The following is a 16,225-nucleotide window of genomic DNA, read 5'->3' as shown; positions in this document are numbered from 1 at the left end:
TCACATGTGACGAATATTTCAGGAATATATTCTTTTGTTTACTTATCGGACAAATTCGGCCGCTCTACTCTGGTCGATATATTTCGCGGCAATAAGGGACTTTCGTCTGCATATTTATGCAGTCTGAGAATTTTCACAGCTTTGGATAAGTGATTTTTCTGAAACGAAGTGGTACGCTTGTTCCATCTCCAGGTGATCTAACTCATGATGCGATGAAGCAGAAGAGGACCACAAGAAATGCAACCAAGTGTAACTTCCGAGATTGGGCGCTTGCGCCAGGTGATTATCCATCGCCCCGGACGCGAAATGCTGCGCCTGACCCCGTCGAATATGGAACATCTCCTTTTCGATGACATGCTTTGGCTTGAGCACGCTCAAGCAGAGCACGATGACTTCGCGAACTCTCTGCGTACTCAGGGAACGGAGGTCCTCTACTTCCAGGATCTGCTGGCCGAAGCAATGGATATTCCTGCTGCTCGTCAGCATGTGCTGACCTCGGTATTCACCGAAGAGAGCCACGGCGTTGCGATCGCTGAAGCGATGCGCGCTTACGGTGAATCTCTTACCGGAGCTCAGCTGGCAGAACTCATGGTCGCAGGCCTGACCAAGGAAGAATTCGCCGAACTCAACCTCGGCCCCATCTCTTCCGTGATCTACGACGCAATGGGTCCGACTTCCTTCATCGTTGCCCCTCTGCCGAATCACCTCTTCACTCGCGACACCTCCTGCTGGGTTTACGACGGTGTTGCAATCAACTCGATGCGCAAGGAAGCACGTCGCCGCGAGACCATTAACTACGAAGCGATCTACAACTACCTCCCGCGTTTCCAGGACCCCTCGATCAAGAAGTGGTGCAATGGCAACGAGGCAGGCCCGGCAACCGTTGAAGGCGGAGACGTCCTGGTTATCGGAAACGGCTCTGTGCTGGTCGGCATGAGTGAACGCACCACCCCCGCCGGTGTTGAGCGCATGGCTCGCCGTCTCTTCGGCAACAGCGAGGTCAAGCAGGTTATCGCCTTGGATATGGCCAAGGAACGTGCACAGATGCACCTCGATACTGTCATGACCCAGGCCGACTACGGAGTCTTCACGAAGTACGCCGGCATGGGAATGGTTGAATCCATGACCCTGACCTCCGACGGTGAAGGCGGCATCAAGGTCGCAGCCCACGATCCTCAGGACATGCACAAGGTCATCGCACACGCCCTTGGCCTCGACGATATCAAGGTCCTGACTCCTCCGATGGACGCCCTCGCGGCAGAACGCGAACAGTGGAACGACGGTTCCAACGTCCTCGCTGGCGCCCCCGGCGTTGTCTACGCCTACGAGCGCAACATCACCACCAACGACTTCTTGACCGAAAACGGCATCACAGTGATCACTGTCCCAGGCGACGAGCTTGGCCGAGGCCGTGGTGGCCCGCGCTGCATGTCGTGCCCGGTCGTGCGTGAAGCGGTCTGAGCGGCCTGCCCTCCACGCGGAAGAAAACAACAAAACTCTCTGAAAGGAAACAACAATGGAGTTCCCCCTGCACGGACGTCACTTCTTGAAGGAAACCGACTTCACCGTTGAAGAGTGGCTCTACCTTCTGGATCTGGCAGCCGAACTGAAGGCCGCAAAGAAGGCCGGCCGCGAGGTTAAGTACCTCGTTGACAAGAACATTGCGCTGATCTTCGAAAAGACCTCGACCCGTACCCGCTGCTCCTTCGAGGTTGCAGCATACGACCAGGGCGCACACGTCACCTACCTCGATCCCACCGGCTCCCAGATGGGCCACAAGGAATCCGTCGCCGACACCGCTCGCGTTCTCGGCCGCTTCTACGATGGCATCGAGTTCCGTGGCTCCAAGCAGGCACACGTTGACGAGCTTGCCGCTCTGTCCGGTGTTCCGGTGTGGAACGGTCTGACCGATGACTGGCACCCCACCCAGATGCTCGCTGACCAGCTGACCATGCTCGAGGCCTCCGGCAAGAAGCCGAACGAAATCAGCATCGCTTACGTGGGCGACGCCCGCAACAACGTCGGCAACTCGATCCTCATCTCCTGCGCCATGATCGGCATGGATGTCCGCATGGTTGCCCCCAAGGAACTCTTCAACGCTCCCGAGGTCGTTGCAGCTGCTGAAGAACTCGCAGCAAAGTCCGGTGGTAAGGTCCTCGTCACCGACAACATCGAAGAGGGCGTTAAGGGCGCAGACTTCATCTACACCGACATCTGGTTGTCGATGGGTGAAAGCAAGGAAAAGTGGGACGAGCGCATCGCTCTGCTCCGTCCCTTCCAGGTCAACGCAGAGCTCATGGCAGCAACCGGCAACCCGGATGTCAAGTTCCTGCACTGCCTGCCCTCCTTCCACGACATCAACACCACCGTTGGCCAGGACATCTTCGAGAAGACCGGCATGGGCAACGGCTTGGAAGTGACCAACGACGTGTTCGAGTCGCCCGCTTCGATCGTCTTCGATCAGGCTGAGAACCGCATGCACACCATCAAGGCCGTCATGGTCGCCACCCTCGGAGAAGAAAAGTAACATGCGCATCGTAGTTGCACTGGGCGGCAACGCCCTCCTCAAGCGCGGCGAAAAGCCCGACGCTCGCAACCAGATTGAAAACGTCAACCTGGCAGCAGAGCAGCTCGCCAAGCTCGCAAAGGACCACGAACTGGTCATCACCCACGGCAATGGCCCGCAGGTTGGTGTCCTGGCACTGGAATCCGCATCCGATGCTCGTCTGTCTGAGCCCTACCCCTTCGATACGCTGGGTGCAGAAACCCAGGGCATGATCGGCTACTGGCTCCAGCAGGGTGTTAAGAATGCTCTCCCCAGCGCCAATGTCATGGCTTTAATCAACCAGACTCTGGTTCTGGCCGACGATCCCGCCTTCGCAAACCCCACCAAGTTCATTGGCGAGGTTTACTCGAAGGAAGAAGCTGAGAAGCTTGCCGCAGAGCGCGGCTGGGTTGTCAAGGCTGACGGTGAATACTTCCGCCGCGTCGTGGGTTCGCCCAAGCCGCAGCGCGTGATTGAAACCCCGCTCATCAAGGTCCTCCTTGATGCTGGCGCCACGGTGATCTGTGGCGGCGGCGGCGGCGTTCCGGTCGTGCGCAATGGCGAAGGCAAGCTCGAAGGCGTCGAGGCTGTTATCGACAAGGACCTCACGGCAGCTGTCATGGCAGACTCCCTCGAAGCGGACATGCTGATCATCCTGACCGACGTTGACGGTGCACAGCTTGACTACGGCACCCCCAACGCTCGTCGCATTGATCGCGCAACCCCGGCCGAGATGCGTGGATACGGATTCCCCGCTGGCTCAATGGGCCCGAAGGTCGAGGCCGTGTGCCGTTTTGTCGAGCTGACCGGCGGCGTCGCTGCAATTGGTCGCCTCGAGGATGCCACGAAGATCATCGCCGGTGAAGCTGGCACGATCGTGACGCCCGACGGAACCTACAACGCCTGATAAGGCTCAATAGCACTTCCGCTTCCCCCTCACGCTCCACACACCTCCCGAGGGGGAAGCGGACCCAAGGGCCACAGTGCCCAAGGGAACCAAGCTTCTTCGGGGAACCGAAGAAGGGCGGGAAAACCCGCCCACTTGGAGATCGCCAACCTCGGTTGGCAACTGTTTCGAGAGCGGTTTTCTCCGCCATCCCTCAAAGAAATTTGGGGATAAATTAACAACACACTCACAAGGGAGTGAACACAATGACGAAGATCGTCAATTCCTGGAATGATTTCGATCCGCTGAAGCACGTTATCGTTGGCCGTGCAGACTTCTCCGTAATTCCGCCCGAAGAGCCCGCAACCTCCGAAAAGGTTCCGGTTGACTCCGAGATGCGCGGCATGTGGGGACCCCGTCCTACCGCAACCGTTGAAGCAGCTAACGAGCAGCTCGACAACTACGTCAAGATCCTCGAAGGCCTCGGCGTCAAGGTTGACCGCCCGACTCCTCTGCAGTGGAACCAGGAGATCAAGACTCCCGACTTCCGCACCGAGTCCGGCTTCACCCAGATGCCTCCTCGTGACATCCTGCTCACGATGGGCAACGAGATCCTCTCCTCAGCAAACTCCTTCCGCTGCCGCTACTTCGAGTACCTGGCCTACTGGCCGCTCATGAACGAGTACTTCGAGCAGGACCCCGAGTTCCTCTGGACCCAGGCTCCCCGTCCTCGTCTGACCGACAAGTCCTACAAGCACAACTACTACGATGAGCGGATCACCCTCGAGGAGCGCCTCGAGCGCACCGCAGCCAAGGACTTCGTGACCACTGAAGTTGAGCCCATGTGGGACGCAGCTGACGTCATGCGCGTTGGCAAGGACCTCTTCATCCAGCACGGCCTCACCACCAACCGTAAGGCCATGGAATGGTTCAAGCGTTACTACCCCGATTTCCGCGTTCACGCTGTGAACTTCCCCGGTGATCCCTACCCGATCCACATCGACGCGACCTTCGTGCCGCTGCGTCCGGGCCTGATCATCAACAACCCCCACCGTCGTCTGCCCGAAGAGCAGCGCAAGATCTTCGAAGCCAACGATTGGCAGATCGTTGACGCCGCAGATCCGGCACACACCACCCCGCCGCCGCTGTGCTACTCCTCGGTGTGGTTGTCCATGAACTGCTTGGTCATCGACCACAAGACCGTCTGTGTTGAGGCCTCTGAGGTCCACCAGCTGGAGCAGATGGACAAGCTGGGCATGAACGTCATCCCCGTCCCCTTCCGCGATGCTTACGCATTCGGCGGCGGCCTGCACTGCGCGACCGCTGACGTTTACCGTGAAGGTGGCTGCGAGGATTACTTCCCCAACCAGGTCGACGATCCCACGCTGGTCTGACGATCTAAAGGCTAGGCCCCCCCGATTCCTCCAATTCTGTATCGGGGGGGCCTACCCCCTATCTGCACAAGAATTCCCCGGTGGTGAATGTCGTGACTAGCCGGGGAGTAACGGGGACGTGGTTGCCCAATCGGGAACGCTAATCGAGCTTGTTGTTCCCACTAAGCCCGCGGACCTGGTTCTGCTGAAGCATTAACACTTCCAGGTTTTAGAAAGGACGAAGATGTCCACACAATCTAGCTACAAAATGAACGACAAGCTCGGTGTCATCATGATCCTCATTGCTGCTACCGGTATGGCAATGGTTGGTACCTTCTCGCGTGGCGCTACAAAGGGACTGCTCCCAGAAGACAAAGCGGTTATCGGTTCGTTCTTGTCCTTTGGTCGTATGACCACCGCGATGTTTGGCTTCCTGCTCATCGCGATCATTACCGGAAAATTCCATGATCTGTGGAAGGCTAAGGTTTCCTTCTCGGTCATCATGGGTGGCGTGAGTATTGGCCTGTCTCTCGGTTTCTACATTTCGTCGACTCTGATGACGTCGATTGCAAACGCAGTCTTCTTGATCTACACCGGTCCTTTGTTCTGCGCGATTTTGGCCCGAATCTTCCGTAAGGAACACATCAGCCTTATGGCGGGCGGATTCCTGGCAATGGTCTTCGTCGGCATGCTCATGACCATAGGAATCATCGACTGGGAGAACGGACACCTGAGCTTCGGTCTTGACCTTTCAGGTGCCAGCGCAGAGTACCCGCAGAAGCCTCTTGGTGACCTCTTCGGCTTCCTCTCCGGCGTTTTCTACGGCCTCTCGATGTTCTTCTACGGCTACCGCCGCGATATGGACTCCACCGTTCGTGGATTCTGGAACTTCGTGTGCGCCGCAAGCGCTGCACTCGTCATGAGCATCATTCTGCGTCCCTGGCACGGCGTCGCATCCTTCACCGCTTCTAACTGGGGCTGGGCTGTCATCCTCTTCATCGTCTGTGGTTTGATCGCCCTTGGTTCACTTGTTGTCGCTGGCCGTAACCTTGTCGCTGTGAAGATCTCGACGATCTCCTACTGGGAATGCCCGGTTGCTATTTTCCTCGGCGTCGTCGTTTGGGGCGAGAGCATGACCGTCATGGGTGCCATCGGTGGCCTGCTGATCATTGTCGGCGGCATTGGCCCGATCTTGTTTAGGGATAAGGCCGCGGCTCCCGTAGAGGAGGGGGATGCACTTCAGGAGGTCGAGGCGCGATGAGTGGTCAAGCACCGTCTGATAGTGGCAACGAACACCACACCTTCCTCCATCACGAAATGAGCGCCGAAGAACAGGAGAAACTCAAGACTCTCAGGCGCGCTGCTGGCGCCTCGTTCATCGGTAACTTTATTGAGTGGTTTGACTACGCCTCGTACGGCTACCTGGCAGCTGTCATCGGTACGGTCTTTATCCCTTCCGAGGATAAGAACGTCCAGCTGATTTCAGCATTCGCCATCTTCGCAATGTCCTTCATCCTGCGTCCCGTTGGTGGTCTCATCTGGGGAATTTGGGGTGACAAATATGGTCGTCGATCGGCCCTTTCCTGGTCGATCCTCATCATGTCGGGTTCGACATTCCTAATTGCGTTCCTGCCAGGACATAAGACAATCGGTCTAGCTTCAGCCATCTGCCTTCTCGTCCTCCGTATGATCCAGGGCTTCTCGGCCTCGGGTGAATACGCTGGAGCGGGAACATTCCTTGCAGAATATGCACCGCCGAAGAAACGCGGTATGTATACTGCGCTGGTTCCCGCATCGACTGCAGTTGGTTTGCTGGCCGCATCGTTCTTGACCGCCTGCCTCTTCCACTTCCTGTCGGATGCACAGATCGAATCGTGGGGATGGAGGATCCCATTCCTCCTTGCAGGTCCCCTCGGGATGATCGGCCGCTACATCCGACTCCACCTGGAAGACTCGCCAACCTACATTGCGATGAAGGAAGCGATCAGCGGAGGACACAAGCAGAGCGTACCAATGTCGAAGGTCCTCAGGGACCACACCCGTACGATTTGTGTCTCCTTCGGCGTGGCATCGCTGAATGCAGTCGCCTTCTACCTGTTGCTGAGCTACATGCCGACCTATGTTGAGCAGGAACTTGGCTTCTCGTCAGATTTGGCTACGGCACTGTCGACTGCACCGCTGATTGTCTACATCGGCTCGATCATGGTGATGGGTCACCTGTCAGATACGCACGGACGGCGAAAGATGCTGCTGATTGCATCGGTTGCCTTCATCGTCCTGACAGTTCCGATCTTCATGCTCATGGGAACTCGTAACGTCTGGGTCGTCCTTCTGTGTGAAATTGCATTTGCAATCATGCTGACGATCAACGACGGTACCTTGGCGACCTTCCTCGCCGAGTCTTTCCCGACCGAGGTTCGCTACACCGGATTCGCATTGTCCTTCAATACGGCGAATGCTCTTCTTGGTGGAACCGCTCCGACAATTGCCACGGCACTGATCCAATACACGGGTTCGTCCCTGGCACCCGCCTACTACCTGGCGTTCATTGCCTTCTTGGCGCTCACTGCCATGCTTGCGATTCCACAGCACGCGACAAGTGCTCTCGATCGTGAGCAAGCGGAAAGCGCCCAGTCTCAGGGGTAACAGGAAAATAGAACTCGGAACCTTTGCACGGTGTTGCGACGGCAAAGGTTCCGAGTTCTTTTTCTCACCTATTTCAATCAGCAAAAGACATAGGTGGGGGATAGTATGACCGTTAAGCGCATAACCCTGAATAAATAAGATTTTTTAGGACGCTCGTACTAGAAAGGGGACCCAGATGTCTGCTGGCGCAATCTCGCACACTGCAAGTACGCGAAAAGGCTTCGATAAGCGCCAGCTGATCATTGACGCTGCTGCCACCTTGCTTCGTGAGGGTGGTCCGGAAGCGGTTTCACACCGTTCCGTCGCGCGGCTTGCCGGGTGCTCTTTATCCGCAACAACATACTATTTTGACGGTCTTGAGGATCTTCTTCATCAAGCGGGTCTGGCTAACATGAGTCGTTGGTCTGAGCGTGCCGAACGTGCTGCGTTTAGAGCTCGCAAGCTCAAGAGTGATGCTTCGGTAAAGGAACGGATCGATTTGATCCTTTCTGCGACGCTTCCTGATGATGAAAATCTTAAAGGGCACTATGAGCAGCTCGTCTCCGCGGGCGGAGCGGCGCTTGTAGCCAGTGCATATCAATTCGGTCGTGTTCGACTCAATATTGCGGTAACAACTGTTTTGTCGGCGGTTGGGGTTGACCTTCCGGCTGAAGTTGTTATTGCGCTTGTTGATGGCGCTGCCGTATCTGCGCTTTCTGAAGGTCGCGATGTTCGCCTCACCGCCTTTGAGCTTCTCGATAGTGCGTTACATAAATATTGGAAAATAGACATAATTTAGGCGTGTGGATTGGCCTAAGCGGTGCCTGTTTCCCATAAGCTGTGCCCGCTTGTCCAATTAATGGGATCGTAAAAAGAAAGAAAAGTCTGCAATCTTGCCATTTCTGCTGCAAAATTTCTGTGATTGCGCTGGGAATGAATAGTATTGGCGATGCATAGTAGTACACTTGTACCACTAACTTGAGCCTAGGCTCAGGTCACAAAAGATTCGTAGGAGAATCATTATGTTCTGGTCGCAACCTCAAACAAAAGAAGATTCTGCAGGTCCCGACGCGCAGCAATGCGGCGGTTGCGGGAAGGTCGCTGAGCGCACAGATCTCAGGCGTGGTCTGAGCGGTCGACACATGCAGATGATCGCCATCGGCGGTGCGATCGGAACCGGTCTCTTCGTCGCCTCGGGCGCTACGGTTTCAACGGCCGGACCGGGGGGCGCGCTCGTCGCCTACACGGCTATCGGCCTCATGGTGCTTCTATTGATGCAGTCGCTCGGTGAAATGAGCGCGCACATGCCGGTTGTTGGCAACTTCCAGACCTATGCCGCGCGCTTCATTAGCCCTTCCTTTGGCTTCGCGATGGGGTGGAACTACTGGTTTAACTGGGCCGTGACGGTCTCAGCTGACCTTGTTGCCTCGGGAATCGTCATGTCCTACTGGTTCCCGGACGTTCCGGGGTGGATGTGGGCAGCGGGATTCCTTGTCCTTCTCACCGTTTTGAACGCGCTCAGTGCACGGGTTTATGGCGAAGCCGAATTCTGGCTGGCAACCATTAAAGTCGTGACCATCATCGTCTTCCTGATCTCCGGTGTTGCCATGATCTTCGGCATTCTGGGCAACGGCTCGCCTGGCTTTGCGAACTGGCGCATTGAAGATGCACCCTTCCACGGCGGCTTCCTACCCATTGTCACGATCTTCATGATCGCCGGCTTCTCATTCCAAGGAACCGAGCTTGTTGGCGTTGCTGCAGCAGAATCGGGCAATCCTCACCGCGATGTGCCTCGCGCCATTAAGTCGGTCTTCTGGCGCATCATGTTCTTCTACATTGGTGCTATCGCCATCATTGGTACGCTGATTCCATTCACTGACCCGAACCTGTTGCGCAGCAGCGAATCGGATATCGCATACTCGCCCTTCACTCTGGTCTTCGATCGTTTGGGCATCGCAGCCGCCGCAGCCGTGATGAACGCGGTTATCCTGACCTCGATTCTCTCGGCCGGTAACTCGGGGCTCTATGCTTCTTCGCGAATGCTGCACTCGATGGCTCTCATTGGCCAGGCCCCCCGCGTTTTCTGCCACGTGACGAAGAGGGGAGTCCCGCTCAATGCGATGCTCGCTACTGCTGCCGTTTCGGCTCTCGGCTTCTGCACGGCGCTGGTTGGTGAGGGAACGGCATACACCTGGTTGGTGAGTATTGTCGGTGTCTCGGGAATCTTTATGTGGCTAGGTATTGCGGCGTGCCATATTCGTTTCCGTCGCGCTTATCTGCTCCAGGGTTACAAGCTCGAGGACCTGCCGTATCGCGCGCCATTCTTCCCCTTCGGACCTATTTTGGCTTTCGGTATGTGTCTGATCGTGCTTCTCGGCCAGAACTACGAGGCGATCTTCCTTGGCCAGATGTGGGAGATCATCTCGGCATACATTGGTGTCCCGCTCTTCTTGGGAGTCTGGCTGGGCTACCACCTCATCAAGAGGGACCGCATGACACCGCTCGCTGAGCTTGATGTTCGTGGAGTGACTCGCGAGCAGATCGAAGAAGATATCGAGCGCACCAAGCACTACGACGACTGATTCGATACGAACTAGCGCCGAGGCCTGAAATCCACGTGGGGTTTCGAGGCCTCGGCGCTCGCGTTTATTCAGTTTTCTGTACCCGCTAGCTTCTGTGCGTGAGTTGATTGCCGAGGCCGGGGTGCGCGAGGTCAGCGGCCACCTTCACTCCAGCGTCCGTTCGGGTTGCCGTTGGACCACTGACCATCCTTGTAAATCTCGTTGCCGCTATTGTCATGGCAGGTGGTAGAACCGTTGGTCTTGAGAGTGCAGTTGTAGCCGAGGCTGGGGTCTGATTCTTCGGTATAAGTCCAGTATGTTTCTCCGCTGGAGCGTCCCTGAGAACCGCCAGCGGAACCGGTTGACTGCTGTGAGGCTGCACCGCCACCGTTATTGCTGTAAGAACGCCCAGCAGCAGTGGAACGAGAATAAGAACCACCGGCGTTAGATGACGCAGCAGCGGCCTGTTCGGCTTCCCACTGGGTGCGTGAGTCGCGAACCTGATTCGACTTCTCGCTCAAAGCGTTCACAGCATCGGTCAGCTTCTTTTCCTCATCGATGTTCCACTTGCGGTCATCGCCCACGTGCGAGTGATTCTTCACAGCTTCGCGTGCTTCGTCAATAGTCTTAGCAGCGTCGTTGATGGTGGACTGCAGTCCGTCACGGGTCGCATTGTCCTTGACCTTCCCATCGGTTTCACCCATGAGATTCTTCGCCTCATTCACGGCTTGATCTGCCTTGTTGACAGCCTCATCAAGCTTCCTGATGGTCAGATCGTCGAGTTCACCCGCGATGGGGGCGAGAGCAGTGTTGAGCTTGTTAGTGGAGGTCTTAGCCTGATCGAGGACCTTCTTCAAGGACTCGATCTTCTCGTTACTGGCCTTCGCGTTGTTGGGAGCCTCAGGCAGAGCGGTAACAGTCGCGTCCGAATCAGCATAAATGGCCTTGAGAGCGGTCACGTTCTCGGAAGCAAGACCGTATTCGTCAGCCAAAGCAATTGCACCCTGAGCGGACTTGCGGGCAGTGATGAAGTCGTTTTCTGCATCGACTAATTGAGCTTGAACATCCTTCACAGCTGCGGCAGTCGAATGCGCGGTAAAGGCATAAGCTCCGCTTGCTGCAATCGCGATGATGGCCACCCCGGAGAGCGCAAGGATTCCGCGTCTCCGGCTGGGTGAGGCCGTTGCTTGCTGGGTGGGTGAGGAAGTGGGATTGGGATCTGTTGAATCACGATCAGCGGAAGAAATCGAGCGCACGGGAGGGCATCCTTCAAATTGAATACTGTATGTGTTGGGATATTTTCAGTGTACGCTCAGCAGTTTTTGATGTGGTGAACTTGTTGTGTGATTTCTTCTCCTTCTTGGAGTTCAAGGACTGAGGCGTTCGCTCTATTTGTGATGGCGCGGCTTTGCATGCTTTTGAGTTCTTCTCCGCCCGGGAATAACTTTATCGAGAATCCAGATGATGGCACTTTGGACGAAAGAAACCTCTGTCACGATGTAGGCAATGGTCGCAAGCGTGGGGAGAAAGAAGAATACGATAGCGACATTGGATACGCGAAAGGTGCACTCTGACGCACAAAACAAGAGTGCTTTCGCGTGCGCTAATGAGTAGATACTCAGTGCAGTGTAGGGGAGGAGTCCCCACTTATTGACAAGGTTCTGTTTCTTTTGATCGGAATAGTCTGTTTCTTTGAGGGCCCACCAAATCAAGCGCTTGAATGCTGCAATGCTCAGAAAACCAATGAAAATCACCACGAGTACGATGCTGGAATCGTGGGATAGGGATGATGGCGAGAGAACAGGCGAATTCATGATTCAAGCATAAGTCGCTGTCGCAGTATGAGGTTTTCCTAGTTTTCGTCTTGGGGTGAGAGTGTTTGGCCTGGTGGTAGGTGTTTTTTGGCGTTGTCGAGCAGATTGGGGTCGGGGGTGAAGCAGAAAGTGATGGTTTCTGGCGAGTTGCCCCAGCGTGAAAGAGTGATGCCGATGAGTTCGAAGGTCCCGGTGCCAGGTATTGTGACAGCCTCTCCTTCCACAATGTCTCCTCCGTATGAGGGTAAGTCCACATCCTCGGGCCAACCTCCGCCGATGTTTGCCCGCATCAGTCCATCTTCAATTCGTGCTTCGTTGAATATGAAGCTGGGAAATTGGCTTCCTCGAACTGGGCGGAAAATGGTATTGGAATGTACTGCTGCGGCTCGGCAGGGTTGTGACATGGGTTCCTTCACTTCGTAATGCTGTGTGCATCCGCCAAGTAAAAGTGGAATTGTGAGAGTGCTGCTCAGAAGCAGGGCTGTTGGGTGTCTCTTGACCATTACGGAATTTCTCCGATCGTGACATTGAGAACTCTCATGGCAGTCATCCTCCAAGCGGTCTTCGTCGACTAGTTCGCACACTACCTTTCTATGCGCTGCTTCGAAGACGTTTTTCATCAATCGTCATCGAACTGCGATCAAGCCGTAACTGAGGTGCAAGAAGAGCGATTCTGTGTCGCTCGACACAAAAAGCGCCCAAAAAACTCCAAAAAATTAAGACACGCCCCGAAAAGTCGCGGAAAAGCTGACAAAACTGGGATTCATTCCCTAATCTGTTCCCTGAAGCCACCAAAGTGGCATCCATAACCGACAAGAATGAGGTTTTTCTATGTCCGTCAACCGCACTGAACTTGTTGCCAAGATCGCCGAGCGCGCCAACATCTCGAAGGTCCACGCTGACGCCGCCCTTGCTGCGTTCCAGGATGTCCTCGTTGAGTCCCTGTCCAAGGGTGAGACCGTCAAGGTGACCGGCCTGCTCTCCGTCGAGCGTGTTGAGCGTGCAGCCCGCACCGGCCGTAACCCCCGTACCGGCGAAGAAATCAAGATCCCCGCAGGCTTCGGCGTCAAGCTCTCCGCTGGCTCCACCCTGAAGAAGGCTGTCGCCAAGTGACCTCAGCTCTGCGCTGAAATGCGTTGACGCAATCTTTTGCGTCCCAACGCATGCGTGAATAGTGTGCCCCGGTCTTCGCGATCGGGGCACAACTGTATCTCGCGCAGATCACACCCGCCTATTTCTCCTCGCCCCAAAGCTGGGTGTAAGCTGAAGGTGCACAAACTGTACACACAGGCGTGTTCGTTGCTTGGCCTCGTAACCCCATACTGAAGCGGCCACAGCCTCGCCCACGCCTTGCGATCCCAACATCAATGAGGAGTTTCAATGCGGATTGCCATCCTGCCCACCCCCGAAGATATTGCCGTCGTCGCAGCCGACCGCATCCAACAGCTCCTCGCGCGCAAGCCCGCCGCTGTTCTTGGCCTCGCAACGGGATCGACACCTCTTCCTCTCTACGATGAACTGACCAGGCGCTGCGAAGCGGGCCAAATCTCCTTCGCCCAGACCCAGTCCTTCAACCTCGACGAATACGTCGGCCTGCCCGAGGACCACCCCGAAGGCTACGCGAACTTCATCCACCGTTTCCTTGTTGACCGCGTAGATTTCCCCAAGGGAGCCGCGCACGGCCCCAACGTCTGGACCGGTGACAACGATCAGGCCGCAGCAGACTACGACAAGGCGATCCGTGACGCTGGCGGGATTGACCTCCAGATTCTCGGAATCGGCGCAGACGGACACATCGGCTTCAACGAGCCCGGCGGCTCCTTCGCCTCGCGCACCCACGTCGACGTGCTCACCGAACAGACCCGCCGCGACAACGCGCGCTTCTTCGACGGAGACATCACCAAGGTTCCGACCCACTGCATCACTCAGGGCTTGGGAACCATCATGGAATCCGGAGAAGCACTCTTGATCGCCACCGGTGCCGGTAAGGCTGAGGCCGTTCGTCAGCTGGTCGAAGGCGCGATTTCTGCACGCTGGCCTGCGACGATCCTTCAGATGCACCCCAATGCGGTCGTCCTCCTGGACGAAGACGCAGCGGTCGGCTTGGAACTGGCCGATTTCTACCGTGAAGTCTGGGCTAAGCACCAAGCGTAATTCCTGTATTCGCGGCCGTTTCTGATCCACATCGGGAGCGGCCGCGTCATACAATAGGGCACATGTCTTTTCTCGATGAACCCCAGGGACCTTCCGCGCCGCAGGGCCCGCAAACCCAGTCTTCGACAGGTCTGCTCGAGCGCACCGAGGTTGAACAAGAGAAAAGCCCCGGCGACGGCGATCGTTTCGCTCACTTCGTACGCCGCGACAAGGCTGATTCCTCAATGATCACGGGACAACCCGTTGTTGCCCTCTGCGGCAAGGTCTGGATCCCCACCCGGGATGCCTCCAAGTACCCCGTGTGCCCCACATGCAAGGAACTTCGCGATTCCATGGGCAAGAATGGGCGCAATTGGCCATTCTCTGATGGGGGAGATCAGGGAGGCAGTGCGCAGTGACTCCCGCCGCGCCAGGCCCCTCGCACGCTTCTTCTTCCGCAGTCAGTTCTCTTCCTCCCGCTTTTCCTCGGCGAGCGCCTTGGGGGACCGCGGGTAGCCTTCGAGCGTGGCAGGCTGCAGCCTTAGAACAGTACATGGCTGCCTCTCCCAAGGATTTCCTTGCCGTTGCAACGCCGGGAGCGGGTAAAACGACCTTCGCTCTGCGCATTGCGGTCGAGCTGATGGGCGCCGGAGTCGTTGAGAAAGTGACGATCGTTTGCCCGACCGAACACCTCAAGAGCCAGTGGGCCGAGGCCGCCGGTCGCGTGGGAATCCACATCGACCCCGCATTTTCGAACTCTCAGGGAATGGCGGGCTCGCACTTTGACGGTGTGGCGGTCACCTACGCGCAGGTTGCCTCTAATCCCATGGTTCATGCCGCGCGCACGCGCCTGCACCGCACTTTGGTGATCCTCGACGAGATCCACCACGCGGGAGATTCCCTGTCGTGGGGCGATGGCGTTCGCGATGCTTTTGACGAGGCCACGCGCCGCCTTGCCCTCACCGGCACTCCTTTCCGCTCCGACACTTCCGCTATCCCATTCGTTCGCTACGAAGAAGACGAGGAAGGGATTAAGCGCTCTAAAGCCGACTTCACCTACGGGTACGGCGATGCTCTGCGTGACTTCGTTGTGCGTCCGGTGCTCTTCATGTCCTACTCGGGACAGATGTCGTGGCGAACGAATGCGGGAGATATCTACACCGCGCGCCTTGGAGAACCTCTCACTAAAGACCTCATGAAACAGGCGTGGCGAACCGCTTTGGATCCCAAGGGAGAATGGATGAGCGCCGTTCTCCAAGCGGCTGATCAGCGCCTGGAAGAAGTGCGTCGCCAAGTCCCTGACGCTGGCGGTCTGGTGATTGCCGCAGATCAAGAGAAAGCTCGCGCCTACGCTCGCCAGCTGCGCGCGATCACCGGGCACCGGCCAACCGTTGTCCTCTCTGATGACGCCGATGCCTCCGAGCGCATCGATGAGTTCCGTCAATCGACCGATAAGTGGATGGTCGCGGTGCGTATGGTCTCCGAGGGCGTGGACGTTCCCCGCCTGAGCGTCGGGGTGTACGCAACCAATGCCTCGACCTCCTTGTTCTTTGCGCAGGCAGTTGGGCGTTTTGTGCGCGCAAGGCGCCGAGGCGAAACCGCGACGGTTTTCATTCCTTCGGTTCTACCTCTCCTCAGTTTGGCTGGGGAGATGGAAGTTCAACGCGATCACGCGTTGAATCATCCACCTTCGAAAGAGGGGGACATGTGGAACCCCGAAGACGCCATGGTCGCGCAGGCGAACAAGACCGAGAGTGCCTCGAGTGATCTTCTCAATCAATTCGAAGCCTTGGGGGCGGACGCACAATTTGATTCCGTCCTCTTTGACGGCGCGGCCTGGGGGACCGAGGCCGATGTGGGCTCTGTTGAAGAGCAGGAATACTTGGGGATCCCGGGCCTCTTGGAACCCGAACAGGTGACGACGCTGCTTCGCGCGCGCCAAGAAGAACAGCTTGCGACCCAGCGTCGTGAGGCCAGTGCGAGGCGTGCGCGCGAGGATAACGCGAATATCCCCGCTCACCGCGTGCGCGCGGCAAAACGCAAGGAGCTCTCTCGCCTGGTTTCTTCATGGTCGAGGCGTTCAGGGCAAGCTCACGCGACGATTCATGCCGAACTGCGCAGGCGGGCCGGCGGTCCCGAGGTCGCTCAGGCCACAACCGAACAGATCGAAGCCCGTATCGCGCTCTTACGCGAGTGGTTTGTCGGGCGTGGGTAGGCGGTTTATCCGAGGCTAGCTGACTTGCAGACGATAGACAGGTGTGGGGCTGCGGTGAAACGATTCACCGCAG

General features: G+C 56.9%; 15 protein-coding genes. 12 read left to right on the top strand and 3 right to left on the bottom strand.

The features are described 5' to 3' along the window. Positions 1-237: 237 nt before the first annotated feature. From ACWNMW_RS01210 to ACWNMW_RS01175, 8 genes are all read left to right on the top strand, one after another. Complete coding sequence (locus ACWNMW_RS01210; RefSeq protein ID WP_314213179.1) at positions 238-1,461, top strand: arginine deiminase; 1,224 nt, start codon at positions 238-240, stop codon at positions 1,459-1,461. Positions 1,462-1,516: 55 nt separating this feature from the next. Beyond that, on the top strand, positions 1,517-2,527 hold the full coding sequence (gene argF / locus ACWNMW_RS01205) for an ornithine carbamoyltransferase (protein WP_449489769.1): 1,011 nt from the start codon (positions 1,517-1,519) through the stop codon (positions 2,525-2,527). A 1-nt stretch (position 2,528) separates the two neighbouring features. Continuing rightward, a complete protein-coding gene (gene arcC / locus ACWNMW_RS01200; protein WP_034502712.1) occupies positions 2,529-3,452 on the top strand; it encodes a carbamate kinase in 924 nt (307 codons plus the stop codon). Positions 3,453-3,697: 245 nt separating this feature from the next. Further along, positions 3,698-4,825, top strand: coding sequence for a serine/threonine protein kinase (locus tag ACWNMW_RS01195; RefSeq protein ID WP_295893348.1), 1,128 nt, complete (start codon positions 3,698-3,700; stop codon positions 4,823-4,825). A 223-nt stretch (positions 4,826-5,048) separates the two neighbouring features. Then, the gene (locus ACWNMW_RS01190) at positions 5,049-6,065 is read left to right on the top strand and encodes a DMT family transporter (protein WP_231945264.1); all 1,017 of its coding nucleotides are present in this window, start codon (positions 5,049-5,051) and stop codon (positions 6,063-6,065) included. Then, positions 6,062-7,450 (top strand): MFS transporter, encoded by a 1,389-nt coding sequence (locus tag ACWNMW_RS01185; RefSeq protein ID WP_374047617.1) that lies wholly within the window; start codon positions 6,062-6,064, stop codon positions 7,448-7,450. Before ACWNMW_RS01190 ends, ACWNMW_RS01185 begins: the two co-directional genes overlap by 4 nt. 175 nt (positions 7,451-7,625) lie before the next feature. Continuing rightward, complete coding sequence (locus tag ACWNMW_RS01180) at positions 7,626-8,228, top strand: TetR/AcrR family transcriptional regulator (protein WP_449489768.1); 603 nt, start codon at positions 7,626-7,628, stop codon at positions 8,226-8,228. Positions 8,229-8,451: 223 nt separating this feature from the next. Beyond that, the gene (locus ACWNMW_RS01175; protein WP_449489767.1) at positions 8,452-10,011 is read left to right on the top strand and encodes an amino acid permease; all 1,560 of its coding nucleotides are present in this window, start codon (positions 8,452-8,454) and stop codon (positions 10,009-10,011) included. Positions 10,012-10,142: 131 nt separating this feature from the next. Here the strand turns inward: ACWNMW_RS01175 and ACWNMW_RS01170 are convergent, their stop codons facing one another. The 3 genes from ACWNMW_RS01170 to ACWNMW_RS01160 all read right to left on the bottom strand — a co-directional run bounded on the left by ACWNMW_RS01170 (position 10,143) and on the right by ACWNMW_RS01160 (position 12,220). Further along, positions 10,143-11,246 carry a hypothetical protein gene (locus tag ACWNMW_RS01170; protein ID WP_449489766.1) on the bottom strand — a complete coding sequence of 368 codons (1,104 nt, stop codon included), beginning with the start codon at positions 11,244-11,246 and terminating at the stop codon, positions 10,143-10,145. 132 nt (positions 11,247-11,378) lie between these two features. Beyond that, positions 11,379-11,804 carry a hypothetical protein gene (locus tag ACWNMW_RS01165; RefSeq protein WP_449489765.1) on the bottom strand — a complete coding sequence of 142 codons (426 nt, stop codon included), beginning with the start codon at positions 11,802-11,804 and terminating at the stop codon, positions 11,379-11,381. A gap of 38 nt (positions 11,805-11,842) precedes the next feature. After that, a complete protein-coding gene (locus ACWNMW_RS01160; protein WP_449489764.1) occupies positions 11,843-12,220 on the bottom strand; it encodes a hypothetical protein in 378 nt (125 codons plus the stop codon). 415 nt (positions 12,221-12,635) lie between these two features. Here ACWNMW_RS01160 and ACWNMW_RS01155 point away from each other — a divergent pair, with 415 nt between their 5' ends. The 4 genes from ACWNMW_RS01155 to ACWNMW_RS01140 all read left to right on the top strand — a co-directional run bounded on the left by ACWNMW_RS01155 (position 12,636) and on the right by ACWNMW_RS01140 (position 16,152). Further along, positions 12,636-12,917: an HU family DNA-binding protein gene (locus tag ACWNMW_RS01155; RefSeq protein WP_009409106.1), complete on the top strand. Its 282-nt coding sequence runs from the start codon at positions 12,636-12,638 to the stop codon at positions 12,915-12,917. Positions 12,918-13,184: 267 nt separating this feature from the next. After that, positions 13,185-13,958, top strand: a complete 774-nt coding sequence (gene nagB / locus ACWNMW_RS01150) for a glucosamine-6-phosphate deaminase (protein ID WP_295893333.1) — start codon at positions 13,185-13,187, stop codon at positions 13,956-13,958. A gap of 62 nt (positions 13,959-14,020) precedes the next feature. Beyond that, positions 14,021-14,356 carry a DUF3039 domain-containing protein gene (locus ACWNMW_RS01145; RefSeq protein WP_034502730.1) on the top strand — a complete coding sequence of 112 codons (336 nt, stop codon included), beginning with the start codon at positions 14,021-14,023 and terminating at the stop codon, positions 14,354-14,356. After that, the gene (locus ACWNMW_RS01140; RefSeq protein WP_449489763.1) at positions 14,353-16,152 is read left to right on the top strand and encodes a DEAD/DEAH box helicase; all 1,800 of its coding nucleotides are present in this window, start codon (positions 14,353-14,355) and stop codon (positions 16,150-16,152) included. The genes ACWNMW_RS01145 and ACWNMW_RS01140 overlap by 4 nt, the downstream gene beginning before the upstream one ends. Positions 16,153-16,225: the final 73 nt, after the last annotated feature.

This window comes from Actinomyces sp. Marseille-QA0893, assembly GCF_976954355.1.
The sequence above is the reverse complement of the archived record's forward strand: the minus strand, read 5'-3'. Positions and strand labels throughout refer to the sequence as shown.

What these genes read in the sequence shown, in the direction of transcription:
- nagB (WP_295893333.1), top strand. Translation starts at nt 13,185, where the DNA reads ATGCGGATTGCCATCCTGCCCACCCCCGAAGATATTGCCGTCGTCGCA.
- ACWNMW_RS01185 (WP_374047617.1), top strand. Translation starts at nt 6,062, where the DNA reads ATGAGTGGTCAAGCACCGTCTGATAGTGGCAACGAACACCACACCTTC.
- ACWNMW_RS01155 (WP_009409106.1), top strand. Translation starts at nt 12,636, where the DNA reads ATGTCCGTCAACCGCACTGAACTTGTTGCCAAGATCGCCGAGCGCGCC.
- ACWNMW_RS01195 (WP_295893348.1), top strand. Translation starts at nt 3,698, where the DNA reads ATGACGAAGATCGTCAATTCCTGGAATGATTTCGATCCGCTGAAGCAC.
- ACWNMW_RS01165 (WP_449489765.1), bottom strand. Translation starts at nt 11,804, where the DNA reads ATGAATTCGCCTGTTCTCTCGCCATCATCCCTATCCCACGATTCCAGC.
- argF (WP_449489769.1), top strand. Translation starts at nt 1,517, where the DNA reads ATGGAGTTCCCCCTGCACGGACGTCACTTCTTGAAGGAAACCGACTTC.
- arcC (WP_034502712.1), top strand. Translation starts at nt 2,529, where the DNA reads ATGCGCATCGTAGTTGCACTGGGCGGCAACGCCCTCCTCAAGCGCGGC.
- ACWNMW_RS01180 (WP_449489768.1), top strand. Translation starts at nt 7,626, where the DNA reads ATGTCTGCTGGCGCAATCTCGCACACTGCAAGTACGCGAAAAGGCTTC.
- ACWNMW_RS01190 (WP_231945264.1), top strand. Translation starts at nt 5,049, where the DNA reads ATGTCCACACAATCTAGCTACAAAATGAACGACAAGCTCGGTGTCATC.
- ACWNMW_RS01175 (WP_449489767.1), top strand. Translation starts at nt 8,452, where the DNA reads ATGTTCTGGTCGCAACCTCAAACAAAAGAAGATTCTGCAGGTCCCGAC.
- ACWNMW_RS01210 (WP_314213179.1), top strand. Translation starts at nt 238, where the DNA reads ATGCAACCAAGTGTAACTTCCGAGATTGGGCGCTTGCGCCAGGTGATT.
- ACWNMW_RS01145 (WP_034502730.1), top strand. Translation starts at nt 14,021, where the DNA reads ATGTCTTTTCTCGATGAACCCCAGGGACCTTCCGCGCCGCAGGGCCCG.